Source organism: Buchnera aphidicola (Cinara piceae), from assembly GCF_900699035.1.
GTDB classification, from domain to species: Bacteria; Pseudomonadota; Gammaproteobacteria; order Enterobacterales; family Enterobacteriaceae; genus Buchnera_F; species Buchnera_F aphidicola_AV.
Genome location: NZ_LR217739.1, coordinates 176,583 through 201,746 on the forward strand (window position 1 = coordinate 176,583; position 25,164 = coordinate 201,746).

The following is a 25,164-nucleotide window of genomic DNA, read 5'->3' on the forward strand; positions in this document are numbered from 1 at the left end:
GAAAAATTTTATATAGGAATGTAGTAAAATATGTTATTTAAAAAATTCTTTGTTATATATTTTTTATTTTTCTCCTTATCTGTTTCTGCAGCTAAAATAAATAAAATTAGACATATTACAATACATGGAGTTCAGAATATATCTCCTAATAATATTGTAAAAATTTTTTCATCTAATTCATTTCATGATAATAGATCAGGAGATATATCTAGTAAAATTAAATATTTATTTAGTACGAAGATATTTAATAAAATTAATGCATCTCAGTTTAGAGATACATTAATTATTTCAGTAAAAGAATTTCCTCTTATAGATAAGATTAGTATTTATGGTAATAAAAATATTTCAGATCAAGATTTTAATAAATTACTTAAAAAATTTAGTCTGCAAGAAAAGAATCATTTTAATACATTTAATTTTAAGAATTTTTTCTATTTTTTAAGAAAAAAATATGAAAGAAAAGGATATTGTAATATTCATTGTAATTTAATGAAAATACAATTACCTAATAATAAATTGCATTTAAAAATTATGATAAATGAAGGATTTGAATCATCTGTATCACATATTTTTATTAAAGGTAATAATTATTTTTCTAGAATAAAATTATTAAAAAATGTATCTATTTATAATAATAGTCTCTTGTGGAACTTTTTTTTATCTCATAAATATAATCACTATGAATTTAAACAATTATTATATGATTTACATAATTTTTATATAAATAATGGTTATTTTGATTTTAAAATTGGAAAAATAAAAAAATATTTGTCTAAAAATAGAAAAGATATTTATATAAAAATAAATATTCATGAGGGAACACAATATAAAATTAAAAAAATTTTTATGAACAAATTCAGTAAAGAATATAATTATAAAAAAATACACCATGTTATATATAGTTTATTGAATTCTTATTATAATAAACATACTGTTGATCATATTAAAGAAAAAGTAAAAAATAATTTTTTACAAGAAGGTTTATTAAATTGTGATGTTTTTTTTCATATTGATATTGATAAAAAAGATAAACAAGTATTTTTATATTTTGTATCTGATCTTAAAGAAAAATATTTTATTAATAAGATTAGTTATAATGGTAATGCTAATATACAAAATAATTTTATAAATAGGTTTATAAGAAAGGGTAAAAATAATGTTTTTGATATAAATATTATTAAAAAGTATTGTAAAAATTTGTTTAATACTGGTTTATTTCATACAATAAAAGTGTATGCCCAAAAAAAAGTAGGTAGTGATAATCTAGTAAATATTCATCATATTTTTAACGAAAATAATAATACTCGAGATATTAATATATCTACTACTGTTGAAAAAGAAAGAGGGCTTTTATTAAAATTACTTTTTCTTGAAAAAAATTTGATTGGAACGGGAGCTGAATTATATATTAAAATTTTAAAGAATTTTTCTGATACAAATATAAATATTTTTTTATTAAAACCGTTAGGATTATTAAAAAATTTTTTTTTAAAATCTGATATTTTTTTTAATTCTTTTAAGAAAAAATATGTATCTTCAAGTAATAGTTTTAATAAAATATGTGGTTTTTATACATCAATAAAGACACCTTATATTAAGAATAAAAAATTTTCTATTTCTTATGGATATGAAAAGACGCAAATACTAAATAATATTTTACATTTTTCTTTAATACAATATTTGTTATCCTTTCCAAAGGATTTTTTTTTAAATTATAAAATAAATAATTTCTTTGTTAATGATTTTTTTATTAAATATATGTTTGATTTTAATAATATAAAAGAAAAAGATTTTTTTAAAATGGGTATGCATATAAAATTTTTGGGGAAATTAATATTACCTTTTTCTGATAATTTTTATCATAAAATTTTCTTTTGTCTGAATCAGTATGTGCCATTAGAAAGCATGTATAATATATTATTGCATAATTATATGGAATTTGGTACAGGTTTAACTTTAAATAAACATATTATTCCTTTTTATGAAAATTATAAATTTTATAAAAAAAAAATACACAGTGGTTTTAATGATAATTCTGTTGGTCCTACAGCAGTCTATTATAGAAATAATATTAATAAAAATACTAATAATCAAAACCAAATACAATCACATTTTTTTCCTTCTTCTGAATTTATAGGAGGAGATATGATGTTACACGCTAATACTGAATTATTATTTCCTAATTTAAAAATATTAAAAAAATTTTTCAAATCATGCCAAGGTGGTATTTTTATAGATGCTATTAATATTTGGAATACCAAATGGAAAAATAGAACTTTTTTATATTCTATTAAACATGCATTAAATTTTAATGATCCTAGTCAGATTCATTTATCTATTGGAACATTTTTTCATTGTCAGTCTTTTTTTGGTCCTATAACTTTCACATTCGCGCTTCCTGTATATCCATTTAATGTTTCTAATCATTGTGTAAGTAGATTTAGTTTGGATTTTAAATAAAGTGATATTTGATAGAAAAAATTTTATAAATTATTTATATTTATAATTTCAGAGATATTATTATGAAAAACATGAAAAATTTAAAATCTATTTTAGATATAAATGATATTTTAAAAATTTTACCGCATCGTTTTCCATTTTTATTAATTGATAAAATATTAGATTATAAACAAAAAAAATATATATATACTTTAAAAAATATTACAGCTAATGATTTTTTTTTTTGGTCATTTTCCAAAAAAATTTATTTTTCCTGGAGTTTTAATTGTTGAGTCAATTGCACAATCTAGTGGTATTCTTCTTTTTCATTATAAAAATAATACTAAAATAAATAAAAAAATATGTTGTTTAACAGGAATATATAATACGAAATTTATTCATCCAGTATACCCTGGTGATCAAATGATCATAGAAGTACATTTTAAAAAAAAATTATTTGGTATTTATTTTTTTTATGGTATTGTTTGTGTAAATAAAATTATAGTATGTAAATCCACTGTTTCATTGTCTTTTTTATAAAAATTATTTTTATAAAATTGATTTTTTATATATCAACATTAAATAGAAATTTTTATAATTAAAATTATTAGAATTTTAAATATTTATTTAAAAAAAAATATCTATCAATATTTAAAATTAAATTATTATATAATTTAACTATATGATTAATATTAATAAAATTCTTAGATATCAAGATTTTATAGTAAAATATATATTTATATAATTACTAAAATTTAGTATATAGTTATTTTATTGAAATATTTATTTTATAGTTAATTTATATTATTACTTTAGGTTATTTAAATAAGTGAAAAATTTTGTACATATACGAGTTCATAGCGATTATTCTATGACGGATGGATTGATTAAAATAGACAGATTAGTAGAATATGCTAAAAAAATAAATATGTTATCATTAGGAATATCTGATTTAAATAATTTACATGGTGTTATTAAATTTTATTCTTCTGCTTTTAAAGCGGGTATTAAACCAATTATTGGTATAGATATTATCGTTTTATCAAATATTATTACTGATTTTAAATTTAATTTAACTCTATTAGCTAAAAATAATTATGGTTATAAAAATATAATTGAATTATTATCTGAATCATATCAATTGGGATATAATGATAATTTCGGGTTAACAATAAGTATAGATAATTTATTAAAATTTAAAAAAGGTATATTAGTTTTATCTGGCGGGATGAAAGGAGATGTTGGTCAATGTATCTTAAATAATGATTTACATTCATTAGATCTCTGTATTGCATTTTATAAAAAATATTTTCCAAATCATTATTATTTAGAAATTTCTAGATTAGGTAGAATTAGAGAGGAAGAATATATTCAATATATTAAACATATTTCTCATTTGTATTCCCTACCAATTATTGCGACTAATGAAGTTGTATTTTTAACAAGAAATGATTTTAAAGTTCATAAAATTAAAGTAGCTATTTATAAGAAAAAAACTATTACAGATTCGACATTTATTTATGAATATACTAAAAATCAGTTTTTAAAAAGTCAAAAAGATATGATCAATATATTTTATGATTACCCGGAATCAATTATAAATAGTGTTGAACTTTCAAAACGCTGTAATGTTATTATACCTGCTGGATCTTATTTTTTACCAATATTTCCTACAGGGTCAATAGATATTTATCAATTTTTTATAAAAAAGGCGAGAAAGGGGTTAAATTTACGTTTAATCAATATATTCCCAGATAAAAGTCAACGATTAATTAAAAAAAAATTATATTTTTCTAGATTAGAATATGAATTATGTATTATCAAAAAAATGGGTTTTGTTAGTTATTTTCTTATTGTTATGGAATTTATTCAATGGGCTAAAAATAATAATATACCAGTAGGTCCTGGTCGAGGTTCTGGTTCTGGATCTTTAGTATCTTTTTCTTTAAATATTACAGAAATAGATCCTTTACAATTTGATTTATTATTTGAACGTTTTTTAAATCCTAATCGTGTATCTTTACCAGATTTTGATGTTGATTTTTGTATGGAAAAAAGAGATTTAGTAATTGATCATGTTTCAGAAAAATATGGTCGTAATTCTGTTTCGCAAATTATTACTTTTGGAACAATGGCAGCTAAAGCTGTTGTTAGGGATGTAGGAAGAGTTCTTGGTTATCCATATGGTTTAATAAATAAAATTTCCAAATTAATTCCTCTAGATCCAAAAATGAATCTAAAAAGAGCATTTTTTATTCAAAAAGAATTAATGGATTTATATAATCATAATAATGATATTAAAATATTAATTGATATAGCTAAGAAATTAGAAGGAGTAACTCGTAATATTGGAAAACATGCGGGTGGTGTAGTAATTTCACCTACAAAAATATCTGATTTTGTTCCTGTATTATGTGATAGTAAAGGAGAAAATCAAATTACACAGTTTGATAAAAATGACCTTGAATTTATAGGTTTAGTTAAATTTGATTTTTTAGGCTTAAAAACATTAACAATGATTCAAATGATTATTAATATTATTAATAAAAAAAATATACATAAAAATAAAAAAAAGTTTTCTCTTAATGAAATTAATTTAAAAGATGAAAAAAGTTTTTTATTATTAAATAAATCTGAAACAATATCTGTTTTTCAACTAGAATCGATAGGAATGAGAAATTTAATTAAACGCTTAAAACCATCTTCTTTTGAAGATATTATAGCTTTAATTGCACTATACCGTCCAGGTCCCTTGCAATCAGGAATGGTAGATAATTTTATTAACCGTAAACATGGAAAAGAAATAATTTCTTATCCAGATTATAGATGGCAACATAAATTGTTAAAACCTATTTTAAAATCAACATATGGTATAATTTTATATCAAGAACAAGTTATGCAAATTTCTCAGATTTTATCAGGTTTTTCTCCTAGTGAAGCGGATATTTTAAGAAGATCAATGGCTAAAAAAGATCCTCAAGAAATGTATAATCAACGTACTTTATTTCAAAAAGGTGCTTTAAAAAATTCTATTTGTTTGAATTTATCAAAAAAAATATTTGATTTATTAGAAAAATTTTCTGCTTATGGTTTTAATAAGTCACATTCAGTTGCTTATGCGTTGATATCTTATCAAACATTGTGGTTAAAAGCAAATTATTCTTCTGAATTTATGGCTGCTGCTATGACTTTAGACATGATGAATACTAATAAAATAGTTAACTTAATTTATGATGCTCATAGAATGAAGTTAATTATTATCCCCCCGAACATAAATCTTAGTAATTATTCTTTTTCTATTAATAAATATGGAGATATAATATATGGTTTAGGGGCTATCAAAGGATTAGGTAAGTCTTCAATTGATGTTATTATTAGTGAAAGAGAAAAAAGTAATAATTTATTTACTGATTTTTTAGATTTTTGTATGCGTTTATATTTAAAAAAAATAACACGACATATTTTTGAAATTTTAGTTATGTCTGGTGCATGTGATTGTTTTAATTTATGCCGGGTTACATTATTTAATAATATTGAATATACTATAAAAATTGTTAAACAAAAGATTTTATCTATTTGTTCTCAACAAAATGATTTATTTCAATTAAATGATTTTATATCACAAAAAGTATTAATGCAAAATAATCAAAAAAAGGAATTAGTATATAAAATAAATTTTTATGGTTTTATTTCAAAAATATTAAAATGGGAGAGAAAAATTTTAGGTTTTTATCTAACTGTTCATCCTGTTAAAAATTTTTTAAAAGAAATGAATTATTATACTAACGGGATCAAATTATATGATTGTATATTACAAAATAAAAATAGTGATGTTGTACTTTCAGGTATGATTTTTTCTATTAAATTGGCATTTACTAAAAATAAAAATAAATTTTATATTATTACTTTAGATGACTATTATAGTCGTTTAGATGTTTTTTTGTTTCATAATGACAATGATTTATTAGATAAAGAGTTTTATAAAAAAAATATGATTATTGTAATTATAGGCAAATTATCATTTGATTCCTTTACTAATAGGTCACGAGTATTAGTAGATAAAATTTATAATATTGAAAAATTTCGATTAAAAAAAATACGTATTATAAAAATATATATTAGAAATAATTGTATAAAAGATAAAAATATATTTAATTATATATATAATTATTTAACCAATAAAGTTAATAAAGGAACCGTTTTGTTAAAATTTATTCAACCCCCCCAATATGCTATACAGCATAAGTTATTTAATATAAAATATATGATATATCCTGATAATAATTTTTTAAATTATTTAAAAATATTTAAGAAGAATATAATAATTAAATTAAATTTTTTTAAGTAAATATTTAATATAAAAAATTTTATTAAATTTTTTTATAAAATTTATTTATATAAAGAATTGATAATTATTTATATACATTTATTATTTATATTTATTCTTATTTATTTTATAAAAAATTATTTTATTTTATTTTTTATAAACGCAACAACTTTAGAAATTAGAATTCTTTTTTTTAAATTTTTTCTACGTGAATAAAATTCAATTTCTTTTGATATTATTGTTTTATGGCTAATAATAATTCCATAGGGAATGCCAATTAAATTCATATCTGCAAACATTTTTCCTATATTTTCTTTTCTATCGTCAAATAAAACATCAATTTTTTTGTTTATCAATTTTTCATAAATTAATGTTGCTATTTTTTGGATTTCATCATTTTTATGCATATTTATTGGAATAATAAATATTTGAAATGGAGCGATACATTTAGGCCAGATAATTCCATTTTCATCATTATTTTGCTCTATAATTGATGATATAATTCTATTAATTCCTATCCCGTAACAACCCATATTTAATAATTTTTTATTATTATTTTTATCTTGAATTGAAAAATTTATATTTTTAGAATATTTTCTGCCAATTTGAAAAATATGACCAATTTCTATACTATTTTTCTTTTTTAATATTTCTTCTTTTGTATCATAATAAAAAACTTTATTAACATTTTTTATATCAATAATTTTATTAAAAATAATTTTTTTATTCCATAAAATAGGAATGAAATTTGAATATAATGGATTTTTTTTTAAAATAAAATATGGCATATTTTTTATTTTAGAATCAGCTAAAATAAATATTTTTTTATTATTAGTTAATTTATGTGATAAAATTATTTTTTTAGATTTTATAAATTTTAAAGGATATTCTAGAATATTTATATTTTTTAGATTTTTTATATTTAAAGGGTCATTTTTACGCATTAATAATATAGCAGACGTATATTGTGTTTGATTTTTTTTCGTTTTTATTATATAAATTTTTATTTTGTTTTTTTGTATATTAAATTGATTGGCATTTACAGCATATTTAGAGTTTTTAGAAAAAATAATTGTATCTTCTCCAGCATTAGAGATAGCATGAAATTCATGTGATATAGATCCACCCATAATTTTTGAATTTGTTTTAACAATTTTAAAATTAAGTTTAAATTTTTTAAATATTTTTATATAAATTTTTTTCATTTTTTCATATGTTTTTTTTAATGAATTTTTATCTATATGAAAAGAATAAGCATCTTTCATAAGAAATTCTATGGATCTGATTACACCGAATCTTGGTCTTATTTCATCTCGAAATTTTTTTTGTATTTGATACAATACAATAGGTAACTGTTTATATGAATGGATTTCTTGAGAAAAAATATAATTGATAGCTTCTTCATTCGTTGGACTTAATATGTATTTTTTTTTTCTACGATCTTTAATATTTATTAATTCTTCTCCGTATAATTTTGCTCTTCCACTTTGATTCCATAGTTTTTTTGGTTGTATAATTGGTATACAAATTTCCATATATCCATATTGATCCAATATATTAGAAATTATATTTATAATTTTTTTTATTACTCTGTTTCCAGATGGTAACCATGTATATATCCCAGCAGATAACATACGGATCATTCCTGATCTTAACATAAGTTGATGACTAATAGATTCTGTATTTTTTGGTGTTTCTTTCGTTGTAGAAAGTAAATATTTTGTTGTATACATAATTTTTTATCCAGAATATAAAATAGATTATTAAATTTTATTTATAATAAAATTCATGAATTCATTCACTTTATATTTTATAAATAATTATAGAAATGTATCTATACAGATAATGCATAATAATTTTATTATTTAATAATTATAAAAATCTATTATAATTTGAGAAGTATTTTTAATACAGTATATAATATAATTTATTTTTATAAATCATAAATATTATATTTTTTTATTTTTCATAAAAAAAATTTTAAAATAAAATTTATAATAAATAAACAATTTAATTATATTAAAAATTAAATAAACATAGTTAATTTTATTAGTAATATTCTTATTAATTTACATAATAAATAAATTTTTAAATAGGTATAGTATATGAATTATAACTCAAATGAAGATAAAACTGAAGATGCAACACCGTATAAAATTGAAAAGTATAAGGAAAATGGAGAAATAAAATATTCATATGATTTAAATTCTTTTTTCATATTATTATTTTTTTTATTTTTATTGGTTGTAAATAAAAAAAAAATTTTTTTATATTTTTTAAAATTATTTATATCTAGTTTAACATTTCAAAATAACATTATTAATCAATATAAAATATTATTTATTTTTTTATCACAAAATATAAAAAATTTTGTTTTATTTTTTTCAATTTTATTTTTAGGGATATTTTTTATATTAATATTTTCACCTATTTTAATTTACGGGGAAATAATAAGCATAAAATTTATCACAATTAATTTAAATTTTATTGATGTTGTTAGTAATATTAAAAAAAAAAAATTTCAAATATAATTATAGAATTTTTTTCAACTTTATTGAAAATAATAATAATCATTTTTATGTCTCTTTATTATATATGGGATAATTTTTCTAAAATAAATCAATTTTATTCTTATTCATTATTAAATAGTATATTTTACGGTTTTTATTTTCTTTTTAAATTTACCCGTATATTAATGATATTTGTTTTTTTTATTGCTATTATAGATGCAATTTTACAATATTTTCAGTATTTAAATAATCTACGTATGACTATACAAGAAGTAAAAGATGAATATAAGGAACTAGAAGGAAATCCTTTAATTAAACAAAAAATGCGATCATTAACTCAACAATTATCAAAAAAATATTCTATTTTTGATTTAAAAAAGTCTGATGTAATTATTTTTAATTCTATAAATTGCGCTGTTGCAATACAATATGAAATAAAAAGTATGTCTTCACCTACGGTATTATTTAAAGGAGTAGGATATTTATCTGCAAAGATTATAAAAATTGCAAAGAAGAATAATATTCCTATATTTATTTCAAATTCTTTAGCTATATATTTGTATAATAATTCTTCTATTGGAAGTTATATTCCAAGTAATTTATATATATCTATTGCAAAAATTTTATCCTGGGCTTGGCAATTAAAATATTGGAAAAAATATGGCGGTACATATCCAGTTAAGCCTATTATATTTTTTGATAATTAATAAATTATTTTTTAGGAGAATAAATTTTTGATAAATAAAATATTTTTTTTATTTCATCGTTTTAAAAAAATTAATAATTATACATTTAGCTCTTTATTTGCCCCATTACTAATTTTAATAATTTTATGTATGCTTATTTTACCTCTTCCATCTTTTGTTTTAGATTTATTTTTTACTTTAAACATAGCTATTTCTATAATTATTTTGATTGTTGCTATGTTTACTACAAGAACTCTAGATTTTTCTTCTTTTCCATCTGTTTTATTGTTTTCAACTTTATTACGATTATCGTTAAATATTGCTTCTACACGAATTATTTTATTAAATGGTCATCTTGGATCATTTTCTGCTGGACATGTTATTGAATCATTTGGTTTTTTTTTAATTAGTGGAAATTTTTTTATTGGTATTGTTATTTTTATTATTTTAGTTATTATAAATTTTTTAGTAATAACTAAAGGATCTGGAAGAATTGCAGAAGTGGGAGCAAGATTTATTTTAGACGCTATGCCGGGAAAACAAATGGCCATAGATGCTGATTTAAATGCTGGTATTATTTCTGAACAAGAAGCAAAAATAAGACGTCTCAATGTACATAGAGAGGCTGATTTTTATGGTTCTATGGATGGAGCGAGTAAATTTATTAGAGGAGATGCTATTGCTGGAATTGTAATAATGGTAGTAAATATTATAGGTGGTTTAATAGTAGGAATTTTTCAACATAATATGGTATTTTTACAGGCGGCCAAAATATACAGTATTTTGACTATTGGGGATGGTTTAGTAGCTCAAATCCCCTCTTTAATTATATCAATTGCTTCAGGTGTTATTTTGACGCATGTTAGTTCTGAAAAAATTAGTATTAGTGAACAAATGATTAGTCAAATTTTTAATAATCCTCAAGTAATTTTTTTTAGTGGAGTTATTTTCTTTATATTTAGTTTAATTCCAGGTATGCCAAATTTCATTTTTTTGTTTTTTACAATTAATTTATTTATATTATCATGGTATTTATATAATAAACAATGTACAAAAAGAACTTTTGATAAAAAATCTATTTTTAAAGAAAAAAAAATATTAAATTTAACTTGGAATGATATTCAATTCGAGTCATTAACTACTTTAGAATTAAGTTCTATTTTTTTAAAATCTATTTATAAAGATAAATATGATAATTTATTAAAAAATCTATATAAACTAAGAAAAAATATTGCTCAAGATTTTGGTTTTTTACTACCTGATATTCATTTAATTCATAATCATAAGTTAGAAAAAGGAAGATATAAAATATTAATTAAAGGAGTGGAAATTAGTTCGGGTGATATTTATTTAGATAAATTATTAGTTATAAATCGTTCTAATAATAGTATTGCTATACCAGGTATAAAAGTAATAGAACCAGTTTTTAACTTTCCTTCATTATGGATTGATTCTAATTTAAAAAAAGATATTTTAAAAAATAAATTAGTAATCGTAGATCCTATTACGGTCATTATTACACATTTTGATAAAATTATAAGAAAACATTTATATGAATTATTTGGTTTTCAAGAAACTCAACAATTATTAGATCGTGTATCACAAAATTATCCAAAGCTAGTTGATTATTTAATTCCTAATATAATATCAGTAACTGTTTTACAGGGTGTGTTACAAAATTTACTAAAAGATGATATATCTATTAAAGATATTAGAACTATTTTAGAAACTTTAATCGAAAATGGTTCTATTTTGAAAAATGATATAGAAAAATTAACTGATGTTACTCGTATTGCATTACGCAACTTTATTACTCAAAAATTTTTTTTAAAAAATAAATATATTAATGCTATTGGATTAAGTTCTAATATTACAGATATACTGCTAAAATGTATTGATGATAAAAATCATGTATTAGAACCTGTTTTTTCTGAAAAATTAATCAAAAAAACTCAATTATCTGTTTCACTTCAAAAAAAAGATAATTTACCAATTGTTTTATTAGTTCTTCCTCAGTTGCGTATTTTATTATCGAAATTATTTTGTATAAATATTCCGGAATTAACAGTTTTATCATTTTCAGAAATTTCTGAAGATCGTATTATAAAATTTATTTATATAGTAGGTAAATAATCAAATTATTTTTACAAGAATAAAATTTTATTTACATTTTTTGCACTGTATTTATACCTAATAAATACAAACCTTTTTTAATAATTTTAGCTGTTAAAATAGATAATTTTATTCTACTTATTTTGATGTGTTTCTCTTTTGCGGATAAAATTGGACAGTTTTCATAAAAGATTGAAAATTTTCCAGCTATATCGTATAAATAGTTACACATTAAATGAGGAGTTCCATTTTTTTCTAAGATGAATATAATTTCTTCAAATTGTAAAATAGTTAATATTAACTGTCTTTCTAAATCGGTGAATATTTTTATGTTATTTAAGTTAACATTATAATCTGATTTATTATTTTTAATAATTGACTGGATTCGGGTATATGCATATTGTATATAAGGAGCAGTATTTCCATTTAATGATAATGCTTGTTTCCAGTCAAATATATAATTAGATGTTCTATTTTTTGATAAATCAAAATATTTTATAGCACCTATTCCAATATTTTCTGAAATTTTTTGTATTTCATTTTTATTCATATTTTTGTATTTTTTTCTTACTAGTTTTTTTGCTTTAGAAATACTTTTATTTAATAAATCTATTAATTTAATTGTTTTACCGTCACGCGTTTTAAACGGTTTATTATTTTTACATAAAATCATTCCAAAAGAATGATGCTCTAATAATGTTTTTTTTGTTATATATTTTGCTTTTTTTGCTATTTCCCATACCTGAAGTAAATGTTGTTTTTGTCTACTATCAGTATAATAAATGATTTGGTCTGCTTTTAATATATTGCATCGATATTTTATACAAGCAAGATCTGTTGTTGTATATAAAAATGCTCCATCTTTTTTTTGTATAATAACTCCCATATTTTTACCTAATCGATTTTTAAATTTTTTTAAGAATACGATAACCGATCCATTATAATTCACTGCTATTTTTTTTTTTTTTAAGTCAGAAATAATTTCTGGTAACATAAAATTATAAAAACTTTCTCCTCTAATATCACTATTTTTAAGTAAAACATTTAGTTTTTTATATATTAAATTATTTTTTTTTATAGTTTTATTTACTAATATATTCCATATTTTGAGACATTTTTTATCTTTATTTTGTAATTTAACTACATTTTTTTGTGTTTCTTTTATAAATTTTGAATCTTTTTTATAGCATAAATATGCTTTTTTATAGAATTTTTCAAAATTATGGATAGATTTATGCGATTTTAATTTTAATTGAGTAATTAATATTCCAAATTGCGTCCCCCAATCACCAATATGATTTTGTCTAATAACTTTATTTCCTAAAAACTTCATTACTCGAGCTGTTACGTCTCCTAATATAGTAGATCGTAAATGTCCAACATGCATTTCTTTAGCTATATTTGGTGAAGAATAGTCGATAATTACTATTTTTTTTTTTTTTTTAGAAATATTAAAATTCTTCGAAATATACATTTTATTTATATATTTACATAACCAATCATTTTTTAAAGTTATATTAATAAATCCTTGTTTAGATATAAATATTTTTTTAAAAATGTTATATTTTTTCATATAATTATCAATTTTTATTGACAATTCATATGGAGATAATAATATTTTTTTTTTTAATTTAATAATTCCATTGATCTGATAATCAATTTCATTTTTTTTTGTATTTTTTCGAATGATGGGATCAAAATTTTTTGAGATACCATATTTTATACATATTTTTTTTATTTTTTTTGTTAAAAAAATTTGAATATTCATATATTTACCTGTTTAATTATCAAGATACTATATATATTGTTAATATAATATATGTAAAATATATAAAAATTATTATATAATAATTAATTACAGTTGTAAAAATATATATTTTTATTAATTTTATGAAATATGATAATATTGATAAATCATTTATATTAATGAAATAAAATATTTTTATAAATATAAAATTTATTTAGTTAATTAATTAAATAATATAAATTACTAATCATCAGATAGTATTTATATAAATTTTAAAAAATATGTTGACTTTTTTTTAAAACAAGATAATATAGATCTTGTAATAAAAATGTTCTTTAAAAAAATACTTCAAAAAATTTATGTGGGCACATGAAAATTAAATATTCAGATACAAATTATTCATTATTAATTTTAGTTAAAAAAAATTAATATTGTAATAAAATAGTTATACGTAAATGAAGAGTTTGATCATGGCTCAGATTGAACGCTGGCGGCAAGCCTAACACATGCAAGTCGAGCGGCAGCGGGAAAATATTTATATTTTTGCCGGCGAGCGGCAAACGGGTGAGTAATATCTGGGGATCTACCTAAATGAGGGGGACAACCACTGGAAACGGTGGCTAATACCGCGTAATGTTGAGAAACTAAAGCAGGGGATTCTTGTTATTATTTAAGAACCTTGCGCATTTAGATGAACCCAGACGAGATTAGCTTGATGGTAAGGTAAAGGCTTACCATGGCAACGATCTCTAGCTGGTCTGAGAGGATGACCAGCCACACTGGAACTGAGACACGGTCCAGACTCCTACGGGAGGCAGCAGTGGGGAATATTGCACAATGGGCGAAAGCCTGATGCAGCTATGCCGCGTGTATGAAGAAGGCCTTAGGGTTGTAAAGTACTTTCATCAGGGAAGAAAAGAATAATGCTAAAATCATTATTAACTGACGTTACCTGAAAAAGAAGCACCGGCTAACTCCGTGCCAGCAGCCGCGGTAATACGGGGGGTGCGAGCGTTAATCGGAATTACTGGGCGTAAAGAGCTCGTAGGCGGTTATTTAAGTCAGATGTGAAATCCCTGGGCTTAACCTAGGAACTGCATTTGAAACTGAATAACTAGAGTTTCGTAGAGGGAGGTAGAATTCTAGGTGTAGCGGTGAAATGCGTAGATATCTGGAGGAATACCTGTGGCGAAAGCGACCTCCTGGACGAAAACTGACGCTGAGGTGCGAAAGCGTGGGGAGCAAACAGGATTAGATACCCTGGTAGTCCATGCTGTAAACTATGTCGACTTAGAGGTTGTATCCATTGAGAAATGACTTCTGAAGCTAACGCATTAAGTCGACCGCCTGGGGAGTACGGTCGCAAGGCTAAAACTCAAATGAATTGACGGGGGCCCGCACAAGCGGTGGAGCATGTGGTTTAATTCGATGCAACGCGAAGAACCTTACCTGGTCTTGACATCCATAGAATTTTATAGAAATATAGAAGTGCTTTCGAGAACTATGAGACAGGTGCTGCATGGCTGTCGTCAGCTCGTGTTGTGAAATGTTGGGTTAAGTCCCGCAACGAGCGCAACCCTTATCTTTTGTTACCATCGGTTCGGCCGGGGACTCAAGAGAGACTGCCGGTTATAAACCGGAGGAAGGTGGGGACGACGTCAAGTCATCATGGCCCTTACGACCAGGGCTACACACGTGCTACAATGGTACATACAAAGAGAAGCTAATCTGCAAAGACAAGCAAACCTCATAAAGTGTATCGTAGTCCGGACTGGAGTCTGCAACTCGACTCCACGAAGTCGGAATCGCTAGTAATCGTGAATCAGAATGTCACGGTGAATACGTTCCCGGGCCTTGTACACACCGCCCGTCACACCATGGGAGTGAGTTGCAAAAGAAGCAGGTTTCCTAACCTAAATTTTAGGAGGGTGCCTACCACTTTGTGGTTCATAACTGGGGTGAAGTCGTAACAAGGTAACCGTAGGGGAACCTGCGGTTGGATCACCTCCTTAAAATAAAAAATATTTAATTGGATCGTGCCCACATAAATTTTTTGATTTATAGTAAAACAGGCTTGTAGCTCAGCCGGTTAGAGCACACCCCTGATAAGGGTGAGGTCGGTGGTTCAAATCCACTCAGGCCTACCATTTTTAAAAAAAAGGGGCTATAGCTCAGCTGGGAGAGCGCCTGCTTTGCACGCAGGAGGTCAGCGGTTCGATCCCGCTTAGCTCCATTATTTTTTTATTTCTATGCAATTCAATTCATTTCACTTCACTTCATTTCACTTCATTTTATTTCATTTTTTTATTTTAATAATAATTTTTTTTATTTATATAAATAAATATATATTTTTTTAATAAAAACATTTTACTTTAAAAGTTTATATTTTTATATATTTTATATATAAATTTTATTTTAATTAATTTATTTTAAATATTTTGACATATGAATAATATCAATCCTAGTAGAAAAGTAATATTAGATATAGAAACCACAGGGATGAATCAACACGGTTGTTTATATCTTAATCACAAGATCATTGAAATAGGTATAATTGAAGTTATTGATAGAAAATATACAGGAAAATATTTACATTTTTATTTAAACCCTAAAAAAAAGATTGACAAAGAAGCATACAAAATTCATGGAATTTCTGATAGTTTTTTACTAGATAAACCAACTTTTAATGAAGTATATATAGATATTCTTAATTTTATAAAAAAATCAGAAATTATAGTTCATAATGCGATATTTGATATTAGTTTTTTAGATTATGAATTTAGTAAATTAAATTATGGAATTAAAAAAATAAGTCAATTTAGTACTATTACAGATACATTACTACTTGCAAGAAAAATATTTCCAGGAAAAAAAAATAGTTTAGATGCTTTATGTAAAAGATATAAGATGATAAACGTTAATAGAGAATTACATAATGCATTATTAGATGCTAAAATATTAATGAAATTATATTTATATATGACAAGTAAACAAGAAAAAATTAAATTTAATTCAAAAAATATTTGTTCAATCAACTTAACACATTTAAAAAAAAGTAAAGTATTTTTCCCATTAAAAGTTTTATTTGCCAATTCTTCAGAAAACAAAAAACATAAAAAATATATCAAAATAATTAAAAAAAAATTTTAAATTAATAATTATTTTATTTATTGTTTTTCTTGACTAGTTTAATAAATAAATATAAAATATATATTTTAATAAATTAAATATTGGTGCGGTAGTTCAGTTGGTTAGAATATCGGCCTGTCACGCCGGGGGTCACGGGTTCGAATCCCGTCCGCACCGTAAAATTATTTTTTTATATACCTATTTTTATTCATTTTGTTTTATAAATAATATTTTTTTTATATAAAAAATTTGGAAATATAATTATGAATTGTAATGATATTATTAGTAATTCATCTTCAGGTGTCAAAAATAATAATTTATCAGATCAAGATGTAATAATTGATGAAAAACGATTAAATAAAAAAAAATTAAAATTATTAAATTTAAAAAAAGATATTTTAAATAAATCAATTATATATAAAGATAAAATATTAAAACTTAAAAAGAGATTACAAAAAAAAATTAATAATACATATAATTTTTCTTTAGAAAAGAATTTTCTATTGGTTTTACCGATTATCGATAGTATTGAAGCAACGATAAATACATTAAATAATTCAAACAATAGTAATTCTACTATAGACATAGAATTACAAAATATTCAAAAAAAATTTTTATCTATATTTAAAGAATATGATATTGAAATAATTAATTCTATTAATGTTCCCTTTAACCCTGATTTTCATCAAGCCATATCTATTGATTTCTCGGGAAAATATAAAAATAATTTTATTACATGTATTATTCAAAAAGGATATGCATTACATAATCGATTATTAAGGCCTGCTTTAGTTTCAGTATCACAAGACAAATCAAATTAAATTTGATATTTATTTAATATTTTTGTATATAATTTATTATATACTTAGTTGTAATATTAAATATTTATGAATATAAGGAAAAAAATATTGTATATTAATAAAAAAAAAGTAACAAAAAAAAAACATTTTTTAATAAAAAAGCTAAATATAATTTTTTTATAAAAAAAACAATTGTTTCTGGAATTGTTTTAAAAGGATGGGAAGTAAAATCTATTCGTGCAGGTTTTGTTCAAATTACCGAAGGACATATTTCTATTAAAAAAAACGAAGTTTATTTAAGCGGGGTATATTTTCAACCATTACTGACTACATCTAATTGTATTATATGTCAATCAAATCGTATTAGAAAATTATTATTAAAAAAAAAAGAAATCTATAATTTATCTGTTTATAGTCAAAGAAAAGGATATACAATTATTCCTATAAAATTATTTTGGAGTAGATCTTGGTGTAAAATTAAAATAGGAATAGTAAAAGGAAAATCTATTAAAGATAAAAGATTAGATAAAAAAAATAATTCATGGAAAATTGAAAAATCTACAATATTTAAACGTATATCTATAAATAAAAATATAAGATAATAAATATCTTATATAAAATAGGATTTTATAACAATGAATTTTATAGATAATTATTGGATGAAAAAAGCATTAAACCAAGCAAAAAAAGGAAAACAGAGAGGGGAAGTACCGATAGGATCTGTTTTAGTTAAAGGTAATTATCTTGTTAGTTCATCTTGTAATTCTTGTATTTCTTTATTTGATTCTAGCGCTCATTCTGAAATATTAGTTATAAAAACAGGAGGAATAAAATTAAAAAATTATAGATTATATAATACGGTTTTATATGTAACACATGAACCATGTTTTATGTGTTCTGCAGCTATTATCAATTCTAGAATATGTAGAGTTGTATATGGATCCTATAGTTCTAATAAACATAATTTTTCATATTTTATGAATTTATTATATATCAATAATATTAAGCATCATATAAAAGATATTAAATCTGGTGTTCTATTATATGAATGCTCAAGTTTGTTAAAAAATTTTTTTAAAAAAAAAAGATAAATGCAATTTATATAGAAATAATTATTGTTATTTATTTTTCTAGAATAACAATTGACTGCATATATTTTTTTGAATCTGTAATACTTAAGAAAATTTTTTTAGTTTTTAATTTTTTTAAAATTTTTCCAGCGTAACCAAATATATTTAATTTTGGTTTACCATATATGTTATGTATAACTTCACAATTTTTTAAAAACATTTTCTGATATATTCCAATTCCCATTGCTTTTGCAGTAGCTTCTTTAGCTGTAAATCTCTTAGCTAAAAATTTCTCTTTATAATTTTTTGTATGATTATATTCATATAATTCTCTTTCTGTTAAAATTTTATAAGGTATTTTAATACCATAACGAAAAATTAATTTTTTAAATCTTTTTATATCTATTAAATCTATCCCAATACCTATAATTGACATGTTGTTTCCTTTTGAAATATAAGTAAAAAATTTATTTTATTTTTACTTTAATATTTAAATAAATTTTTTTTTGAAATAATTTTTCTATTTTATATTGTGACTGTATTTTACATTTTTTTATTTTTCCTCCTTTATTTCCTATAATTATTTTTTTATGTCGTATATTTTTAATAAAAATTATACTAAGAATAATATATTTATTTTTTATATTTTTATAAAAATCAGTAATAAATACAGTAAATGAATATACTAATTCTTTATTTAAAAGATTAATTAATGTTTCTCGGATTATCTCAGTAACTAAAAATTGTTTTGTACAAGTAGTTTTCTTTTTATTTACATGTGCATGATTAGATATTGGTATTTTTTTTTTTATGTAAATTAATAAATTTTTTAAATATATATTTTTTTTTGCTGAAATTAAAAAAATTTCTTTATTAGAAGTTAATTTACTAATTTTCAAAATAAATGGTAACAATAATTTTTTATCATCTATAAGATCAATTTTGTTAATTACTATAATATAATTATTATTATTTTTTTTAATATATTTTAAAAGTCTGTTTTCTTCTTTAGACCAAATAAAACCACTAATTAAAAAAATTATTATATTCATTTCATTTATTAGATTAAAAGTATCTCTTAATTTTTTTTTTTCAATATTATTTGTATAATTATTTTTTAAACCCGGTGAATCAATTAATTCAAATTGAGTTAAATTAGAAGTATAAACCCCCGTGATATGTGTTTGTGTAGTATTCTTTTTATGTGATATAATAGAAATATTCGATTTTATTAATTTATTTAATAAAGTTGATTTACCTACATTAGTTCGACCAACTATAATTACTTTTCCAAAAAAAGTATTTTTTTTCATAAATATTCTATTCTACCTCCAATCGAATTAATGCATTTTGAGCAGCATCTTGTTCAGCTTTTCTACGACTAGCTCCGATTCCAATTAATATTTCTGATAATCCATTTATTTTACAATAAATAGTAAAAATTTGATTATGTGCAGCTCCATATATTTGTCCTACATGATATATTGGCAATGGAAAATGTTTTGATTGTAAAAATTCTTGTAATCTAGTTTTTGGGTCCTTTTTTGTTCCGATCGGACTCATTTTTTTAAAACGTTTTTTGTACCACTGTAAAACTATTTGTTCTACAGTATAAAGATTACTATCTAAAAATATACTAGCTATAATTGCTTCAATAGCATTTGCTAATATTGACTCACGTTTAAAACCTCCGCTTTTTTTTTCTCCTTGCCCTAATTTAATATAATTACCTAAAGAAAATTCAGATGCAATTTCTGCTAATGTATTTCCTCTAACTAATGTCGCTCTCATTCTACTCATCCCTCCTTCATTTACTTTAGGAAAATGATGATATAATGCTTTAGCTATAATAAAACTCAGAATAGAATCACCAAGAAATTCTAATCTTTCATTATGTTTTTTACTTGCACTTCTATGGGTTAAGGCATGCTTCAATAATGATACATTAGTAAATTTATAGCCAAGAAATTTTTGTATTTTTCTTATAATCATTAGATTCATGTTACACCAGTTAAAAATTAAAATAATTAATATATTTACTTTAAAAATATTATTCAATTTAATATTTATGATATAAAATAATTTTATTGAATTTTTTTAAAAATTCTATGGAAACGTATGATATTTAACCATTTTTTACTTTTATAATTTATACTAAACCATATATATTTTGCTTTTCCTAATATATTTTTTTTTTTAACTAAACCACATAATCTACTATCTGAGCTTTTATCTCGATTATCCCCCATAACAAAATATTGATTTTTAGGAATTATCCACATCCATTTTGTTTTATGTTTATTATATAAATATAAAGAATTTTTTATACCATGAAATAAGATTATATCATGTATATGATATTTGAATTTTTCTTGATATTTTTCTTGTATTAATGAACGGTATGTATGAAAATATTTATTATTAAAATTTTTATTATTTTTTATAATATTAAGTGTAAAATTATTTATTTTTTCTTTTTTATTATAAGTAATTGTATATTTATTATTTATTTTTTTAAAAATATATATTCTTTTTGTAAAAGGATTATAAAAAACCATATCTCCCGGCAAACCAATAACACGTTTAATATAATTTAAGCGTGTATTTTTTGGATATTGAAATATGATAATATCATTTCTTTTTGGTTGATAATTATTAAATTTGATTTTTTTAATTAAATTTTTTATATTATAAAAAAATTTTTGAACTAATATATAATCACCGGTCAATAAAGACGGATTCATTGAACTTGAAGAAACAGTAAATGACTGAAAGATAAATAATCTTATACTGATAATAAAAATTATTAAAAATAAATCTTTTAACAACTCTTTTAATAATTTTTTTATATTTTTTTTTTTTGTGTGTTTTTTTGATAAAAATAATTATAAAAATCATTTATATAACTAAATATATAAAAAAAAATTAATATACAAGTTATAACAATAACTATATGTTTTATTAAAAATTTCATATGTATATTAAAATATCCTATTTTGATTATTAATCTATTTGTAATATTGAAAAAAATATTTCTTGAGGAATTTTGACATTCCCGATGATCTTCATTCTTTTTTTTCCTTTTTTTTGTTTTTGTAACAATTTTTTTTTACGACTAATATCACCCCCATAGCATTTTGATAATACATTTTTTCTAAGTTGTTGAACATTTACTCTAGAAATGATGCTATTTTCAATAGCAGCTTGAATAGGTACATTAAACTGATGTCTTGGTATTATTTTTTTTATTTTTTCTATTATATTTTTAGCAATACGAATCGAATTTTTTCTATGACAAATAGATGATAACGCATCAATTTTTATAGAATTGATTAAAATATCCATTTTAACTAAATCACTTTTTTTAAAACCAATTAAATTATATTCTAATGAAGCATATCCACTAGAAATAGATTTCAATTGATCAAAAAAATTTGAAATTACTTCTGATAATGGAATTTCATATTGAATAACAGTCTTTTTATTGTGATATATTAAATTTTTTTGTATACCTCTTTTTTTAATACATAAATTAATAATTTCTCCAATGTATTTAGTTGGTGTTAAAATATTACAAAAAGCTATTGGTTCTCTAATTTCATAAATTAAATGTGTATGAGGAAATTTTATAGGATTATCTAAATAAATTATTTTTTTATTTTTTATTAAAACTATTTCATATACAACAGTAGGTGCTGTTAAAATAATTTCTATATTATATTCTCGTTCTAAACGTGATTGAATGATTTCCATGTGTAATATTCCTAAAAATCCACATCTAAATCCAAATCCTAATGCTTGTGAATTTTCAGGTTCATAAAACAAAGAAGAATCATTTAATTGAAGTTTATTTAAAGCTTCTTTAAATTGATTATATTGATTATTTTTAATTGGAAATAACCCGGCATATATTTTTGGTTTAATTTTTTGAAAACCGGATAATATATTAGTAGAAGGATTTTTAAATGATGTAATGGTTTCACCTACTAGTATAGAATGAATATTTTTAATTCCACAGATAATCCATCCAACTTCACCGCAAGATAATATTGATTTTAAAATTCTTTTTGGTGTAAAAATACCTAATTGTTCAACCTGATATACTTGTTTAGTTCTTAAAATATAGATTTTATCCTTTTTTTTTATAAATCCGTTTTTTATACGTACCAAGGAAACTACACCTAAATATTTATCAAACCAAGAATCAATGACCAACGCTTGTAATGGATTATTAATATTTCCTTTAGGAGAAGGAATAACTGTTATAATTTTTTCTAATAGTTCTGGTATTCCTTTTCCTGTTTTTGCTGAACATAAAACAATATCTTTTGTTGAAATTCCAATAATATCTTTTATATCCTGACATACTTGTTTTGGACGAGCGTTAGGTAAATCTATTTTATTTAAAATTGGTAAAATTGATAAATTCATTTTTAAAGCACTATGGCAATTTGCAACTGTTTGAGCTTGAACACTTTGAGCTGCATCTATTATTAATAAAGCACCTTCACATGCTGATAACGCTCGTGAAACTTCATAAGCAAAATTTACATGCCCGGGTGTATCAATAAAATTTAAACAAAAATTTTTTCCTTTTTTAGATGTATAATTTATTGTTACACTTTGAGCTTTAATTGTAATACCACGTTCACGTTCTAAGTCCATTGTATCTAAAACCTGTTCTGACATCTCTCTTTGAGTCAACCCACCACAAATCTGTATTAATCGATCAGATAACGTAGATTTTCCATGATCTATGTGAGCAATAATAGAAAAATTTCTTATATATTTCATCATATAACTAGTGTACCATTTGTTTTAATTTTGATCTAATAAATTTTATTATTAAAATAATAATACAATATATATTATTGTAAATAATTTTAATAAACACTTTTTATAATTATAATATATTATATATAATTAATTATATATAAAATTATAAAAATTTTTATCTATTTTATGCATTTATTTATTTATAATAAAAATTATATTTTATATAATAAAATAAATTAAATTAATAATAAAAAATATTTTTAAGATTATCTATTGTTTAGATAAAAAATAAAATAAATATAATTACTTAAATAGTGATAAAAATGAAGAAAAAAAAAGTTATTTTAGCTATGTCAGGAGGTGTTGATTCTTCTGTTTCAGCTTGGTTATTGCTAAAAGCAGGATATTACGTAGAAGGTTTATTTATGAAAAATTGGGATGAAGATGATACCAGTAGTTATTGTTCCGCTAAAATTGACTTAATAGATGCAAAATCTGTTTGTAAAAAATTAGGTATTGTTTTACATAAAATTAATTTTTCTATAGAATATTGGGAAAAAGTATTTCAAAAATTTATATCAGAATATAAAAAAGGGCATACACCGAATCCAGACATTTTATGTAATAAATTTATTAAATTTAATATCTGTTTAAATTTTGCATTTAAACATTTACAAGCAGATTATTTCTCTACTGGGCATTATGCTACAATTAAAAAAAAAAATAATAACTTTTATTTATACAAAGCTATTGATGCAGAAAAAGATCAAAGTTATTTTTTATATACCCTGAAATCAAATATTCTATCTAAAATTTTTTTTCCATTATCTAAAATAAAAAAACATCAAACACGAATAATAGCTAAAAAAATAAAATTATCGGTTCATAAAAAAAAAGATTCAACTGGAATTTGTTTTATTCAGCCTAAAAAATTTAATTTATTTTTAAATCGTTATATTCCTTATAAAACGGGAAAAATATTAACAATGTCTGGAGAATTTATAGGATTACATATAGGTTGCGAATATTATACAATCGGTCAAAGAAAAGGATTAAAAATTGGCGGTAAAAAAAATAAAAATATGTATCCATGGTATGTAGTAAAAAAAAATATCTCTTCTAACACTCTTAGAGTAGTACAAGGTAATGGTAATCCTTATTTACTATCATATGGATTTTTAACAAAGAAAATCCATTGGATCAATAACAAACCAAATTTATTAAAAATAAAATGTATGGTGCAAATTCGATATAGATATACTCCAGTTATTTGTCAGATTCATATTCATAAAAACAATCATTATATAACAGTGCTTTTTAATAAACCTAATTTGTGCGTTACAATAGGTCAATCAGCAGTATTTTATCATCAAGATTTATGTCTTGGCGGGGCAATTATAAAAAAAAATATACCATATTTACCATAATTTAAAATTAATATTTATTTAAAATATAAAATTAAAAATTTATAAAAAATAATTTTATCAAAAATAAATACAAAAAATACTAAATCAGTATAATGATTACTATGTTCGTGTAAATTAATTAGTTTATATTTATATATAATG

19 protein-coding genes, 3 tRNA genes and 1 rRNA gene are annotated in these 25,164 nt (G+C 21.9%); 16 read left to right on the plus strand and 7 right to left on the minus strand.

Annotation, left to right across the window (positions count from 1 at the left end; all coding sequences use genetic code 11):
• Window positions 1–30: 30 nt before the first annotated feature.
• The 4 genes from bamA (at window position 31) to dnaE (ending at window position 6,787) form a co-directional block, all read left to right on the plus strand.
• Window positions 31–2,460, plus strand: coding sequence for an outer membrane protein assembly factor BamA (bamA, locus tag BUCIPICE3303_RS00760; protein WP_154049220.1), 2,430 nt, complete (start codon window positions 31–33; stop codon window positions 2,458–2,460).
• Window positions 2,461–2,522: 62 nt separating this feature from the next.
• Window positions 2,523–2,732 carry a hypothetical protein gene (locus BUCIPICE3303_RS02140; RefSeq protein WP_332835142.1) on the plus strand — a complete coding sequence of 70 codons (210 nt, stop codon included), beginning with the start codon at window positions 2,523–2,525 and terminating at the stop codon, window positions 2,730–2,732.
• Entirely contained in the window at window positions 2,671–2,979 is a 309-nt protein-coding gene (locus BUCIPICE3303_RS00765; RefSeq protein WP_332835143.1) for a hypothetical protein, read from the plus strand. The genes BUCIPICE3303_RS02140 and BUCIPICE3303_RS00765 overlap by 62 nt, the downstream gene beginning before the upstream one ends.
• 331 nt (window positions 2,980–3,310) lie before the next feature.
• A complete protein-coding gene (dnaE, locus tag BUCIPICE3303_RS00770; RefSeq protein ID WP_154049443.1) occupies window positions 3,311–6,787 on the plus strand; it encodes a DNA polymerase III subunit alpha in 3,477 nt (1,158 codons plus the stop codon).
• A 116-nt stretch (window positions 6,788–6,903) separates the two neighbouring features.
• Here dnaE and proS read toward each other — a convergent pair whose 3' ends face one another.
• Complete coding sequence (gene proS, locus BUCIPICE3303_RS00775) at window positions 6,904–8,499, minus strand: proline--tRNA ligase (RefSeq protein WP_154049221.1); 1,596 nt, start codon at window positions 8,497–8,499, stop codon at window positions 6,904–6,906.
• Between the two features lie 372 nt (window positions 8,500–8,871).
• On the opposite strand from proS, the gene BUCIPICE3303_RS02120 reads away from it, so the two are divergent.
• The 3 genes from BUCIPICE3303_RS02120 to BUCIPICE3303_RS00790 are packed head-to-tail and all read left to right on the plus strand — an operon-like array spanning window position 8,872 to window position 12,095.
• Window positions 8,872–9,297, plus strand: a complete 426-nt coding sequence (locus BUCIPICE3303_RS02120) for an EscU/YscU/HrcU family type III secretion system export apparatus switch protein (protein WP_154049222.1) — start codon at window positions 8,872–8,874, stop codon at window positions 9,295–9,297.
• 2 nt (window positions 9,298–9,299) lie between these two features.
• On the plus strand, window positions 9,300–9,983 hold the full coding sequence (locus BUCIPICE3303_RS02125; protein ID WP_269772950.1) for an EscU/YscU/HrcU family type III secretion system export apparatus switch protein: 684 nt from the start codon (window positions 9,300–9,302) through the stop codon (window positions 9,981–9,983).
• Between the two features lie 30 nt (window positions 9,984–10,013).
• Window positions 10,014–12,095, plus strand: coding sequence for a flagellar biosynthesis protein FlhA (locus tag BUCIPICE3303_RS00790; protein WP_154049444.1), 2,082 nt, complete (start codon window positions 10,014–10,016; stop codon window positions 12,093–12,095).
• A gap of 31 nt (window positions 12,096–12,126) precedes the next feature.
• Here the strand turns inward: BUCIPICE3303_RS00790 and argS are convergent, their stop codons facing one another.
• The gene (gene argS / locus BUCIPICE3303_RS00795) at window positions 12,127–13,842 is read right to left on the minus strand and encodes an arginine--tRNA ligase (protein WP_154049224.1); all 1,716 of its coding nucleotides are present in this window, start codon (window positions 13,840–13,842) and stop codon (window positions 12,127–12,129) included.
• A gap of 431 nt (window positions 13,843–14,273) precedes the next feature.
• Between argS and BUCIPICE3303_RS00800 the strand changes: the two genes are divergently transcribed.
• The 8 genes from BUCIPICE3303_RS00800 to tadA all read left to right on the plus strand — a co-directional run bounded on the left by BUCIPICE3303_RS00800 (window position 14,274) and on the right by tadA (window position 18,841).
• Window positions 14,274–15,833, plus strand: a 16S ribosomal RNA gene (locus BUCIPICE3303_RS00800).
• Window positions 15,834–15,891: 58 nt separating this feature from the next.
• A tRNA-Ile gene (locus tag BUCIPICE3303_RS00805) sits at window positions 15,892–15,968 on the plus strand.
• A gap of 13 nt (window positions 15,969–15,981) precedes the next feature.
• Window positions 15,982–16,054 (plus strand) — tRNA-Ala (locus tag BUCIPICE3303_RS00810).
• Between the two features lie 212 nt (window positions 16,055–16,266).
• Window positions 16,267–16,971 carry a DNA polymerase III subunit epsilon gene (gene dnaQ / locus BUCIPICE3303_RS00815; RefSeq protein ID WP_154049225.1) on the plus strand — a complete coding sequence of 235 codons (705 nt, stop codon included), beginning with the start codon at window positions 16,267–16,269 and terminating at the stop codon, window positions 16,969–16,971.
• 82 nt (window positions 16,972–17,053) lie between these two features.
• Window positions 17,054–17,127 (plus strand) — tRNA-Asp (locus BUCIPICE3303_RS00820).
• 86 nt (window positions 17,128–17,213) lie between these two features.
• Window positions 17,214–17,771, plus strand: coding sequence for a nucleotide exchange factor GrpE (locus BUCIPICE3303_RS00825; RefSeq protein WP_154049226.1), 558 nt, complete (start codon window positions 17,214–17,216; stop codon window positions 17,769–17,771).
• Between the two features lie 158 nt (window positions 17,772–17,929).
• Window positions 17,930–18,352: an SsrA-binding protein SmpB gene (smpB, locus tag BUCIPICE3303_RS00830; protein WP_232512968.1), complete on the plus strand. Its 423-nt coding sequence runs from the start codon at window positions 17,930–17,932 to the stop codon at window positions 18,350–18,352.
• A 33-nt stretch (window positions 18,353–18,385) separates the two neighbouring features.
• Window positions 18,386–18,841, plus strand: a complete 456-nt coding sequence (tadA, locus tag BUCIPICE3303_RS00835) for a tRNA adenosine(34) deaminase TadA (RefSeq protein ID WP_154049227.1) — start codon at window positions 18,386–18,388, stop codon at window positions 18,839–18,841.
• A gap of 31 nt (window positions 18,842–18,872) precedes the next feature.
• On the opposite strand, the gene acpS is transcribed toward tadA, so the two are convergent.
• From acpS to lepA, 5 genes are all read right to left on the minus strand, one after another.
• Window positions 18,873–19,256 (minus strand): holo-ACP synthase, encoded by a 384-nt coding sequence (acpS, locus tag BUCIPICE3303_RS00840; RefSeq protein ID WP_154049228.1) that lies wholly within the window; start codon window positions 19,254–19,256, stop codon window positions 18,873–18,875.
• A gap of 31 nt (window positions 19,257–19,287) precedes the next feature.
• Window positions 19,288–20,133 carry a GTPase Era gene (gene era, locus BUCIPICE3303_RS00845; RefSeq protein WP_154049229.1) on the minus strand — a complete coding sequence of 282 codons (846 nt, stop codon included), beginning with the start codon at window positions 20,131–20,133 and terminating at the stop codon, window positions 19,288–19,290.
• A gap of 7 nt (window positions 20,134–20,140) precedes the next feature.
• Window positions 20,141–20,821, minus strand: coding sequence for a ribonuclease III (rnc, locus tag BUCIPICE3303_RS00850; RefSeq protein ID WP_154049230.1), 681 nt, complete (start codon window positions 20,819–20,821; stop codon window positions 20,141–20,143).
• Window positions 20,822–20,904: 83 nt separating this feature from the next.
• Window positions 20,905–21,648 (minus strand): signal peptidase I, encoded by a 744-nt coding sequence (gene lepB / locus BUCIPICE3303_RS00855; protein WP_172598702.1) that lies wholly within the window; start codon window positions 21,646–21,648, stop codon window positions 20,905–20,907.
• Between the two features lie 175 nt (window positions 21,649–21,823).
• The gene (gene lepA, locus BUCIPICE3303_RS00860) at window positions 21,824–23,614 is read right to left on the minus strand and encodes a translation elongation factor 4 (RefSeq protein WP_154049232.1); all 1,791 of its coding nucleotides are present in this window, start codon (window positions 23,612–23,614) and stop codon (window positions 21,824–21,826) included.
• Window positions 23,615–23,910: 296 nt separating this feature from the next.
• Between lepA and mnmA the strand changes: the two genes are divergently transcribed.
• Entirely contained in the window at window positions 23,911–25,023 is a 1,113-nt protein-coding gene (gene mnmA, locus BUCIPICE3303_RS00865) for a tRNA 2-thiouridine(34) synthase MnmA (protein ID WP_420093655.1), read from the plus strand.
• The last annotated feature ends 141 nt before the right edge of the window (window positions 25,024–25,164 follow it).

Coding starts and splice junctions, on each gene's coding strand:
- bamA (WP_154049220.1), top strand. CDS start 31: ATGTTATTTAAAAAATTCTTTGTTATATATTTTTTATTTTTCTCCTTA.
- BUCIPICE3303_RS02140 (WP_332835142.1), top strand. CDS start 2,523: ATGAAAAACATGAAAAATTTAAAATCTATTTTAGATATAAATGATATT.
- BUCIPICE3303_RS00765 (WP_332835143.1), top strand. CDS start 2,671: ATGATTTTTTTTTTTGGTCATTTTCCAAAAAAATTTATTTTTCCTGGA.
- dnaE (WP_154049443.1), top strand. CDS start 3,311: ATGACGGATGGATTGATTAAAATAGACAGATTAGTAGAATATGCTAAA.
- proS (WP_154049221.1), bottom strand. CDS start 8,499: ATGTATACAACAAAATATTTACTTTCTACAACGAAAGAAACACCAAAA.
- BUCIPICE3303_RS02120 (WP_154049222.1), top strand. CDS start 8,872: ATGAATTATAACTCAAATGAAGATAAAACTGAAGATGCAACACCGTAT.
- argS (WP_154049224.1), bottom strand. CDS start 13,842: ATGAATATTCAAATTTTTTTAACAAAAAAAATAAAAAAAATATGTATA.
- dnaQ (WP_154049225.1), top strand. CDS start 16,267: ATGAATAATATCAATCCTAGTAGAAAAGTAATATTAGATATAGAAACC.
- BUCIPICE3303_RS00825 (WP_154049226.1), top strand. CDS start 17,214: ATGAATTGTAATGATATTATTAGTAATTCATCTTCAGGTGTCAAAAAT.
- tadA (WP_154049227.1), top strand. CDS start 18,386: ATGAATTTTATAGATAATTATTGGATGAAAAAAGCATTAAACCAAGCA.
- acpS (WP_154049228.1), bottom strand. CDS start 19,256: ATGTCAATTATAGGTATTGGGATAGATTTAATAGATATAAAAAGATTT.
- era (WP_154049229.1), bottom strand. CDS start 20,133: ATGAAAAAAAATACTTTTTTTGGAAAAGTAATTATAGTTGGTCGAACT.
- rnc (WP_154049230.1), bottom strand. CDS start 20,821: ATGAATCTAATGATTATAAGAAAAATACAAAAATTTCTTGGCTATAAA.
- lepA (WP_154049232.1), bottom strand. CDS start 23,614: ATGAAATATATAAGAAATTTTTCTATTATTGCTCACATAGATCATGGA.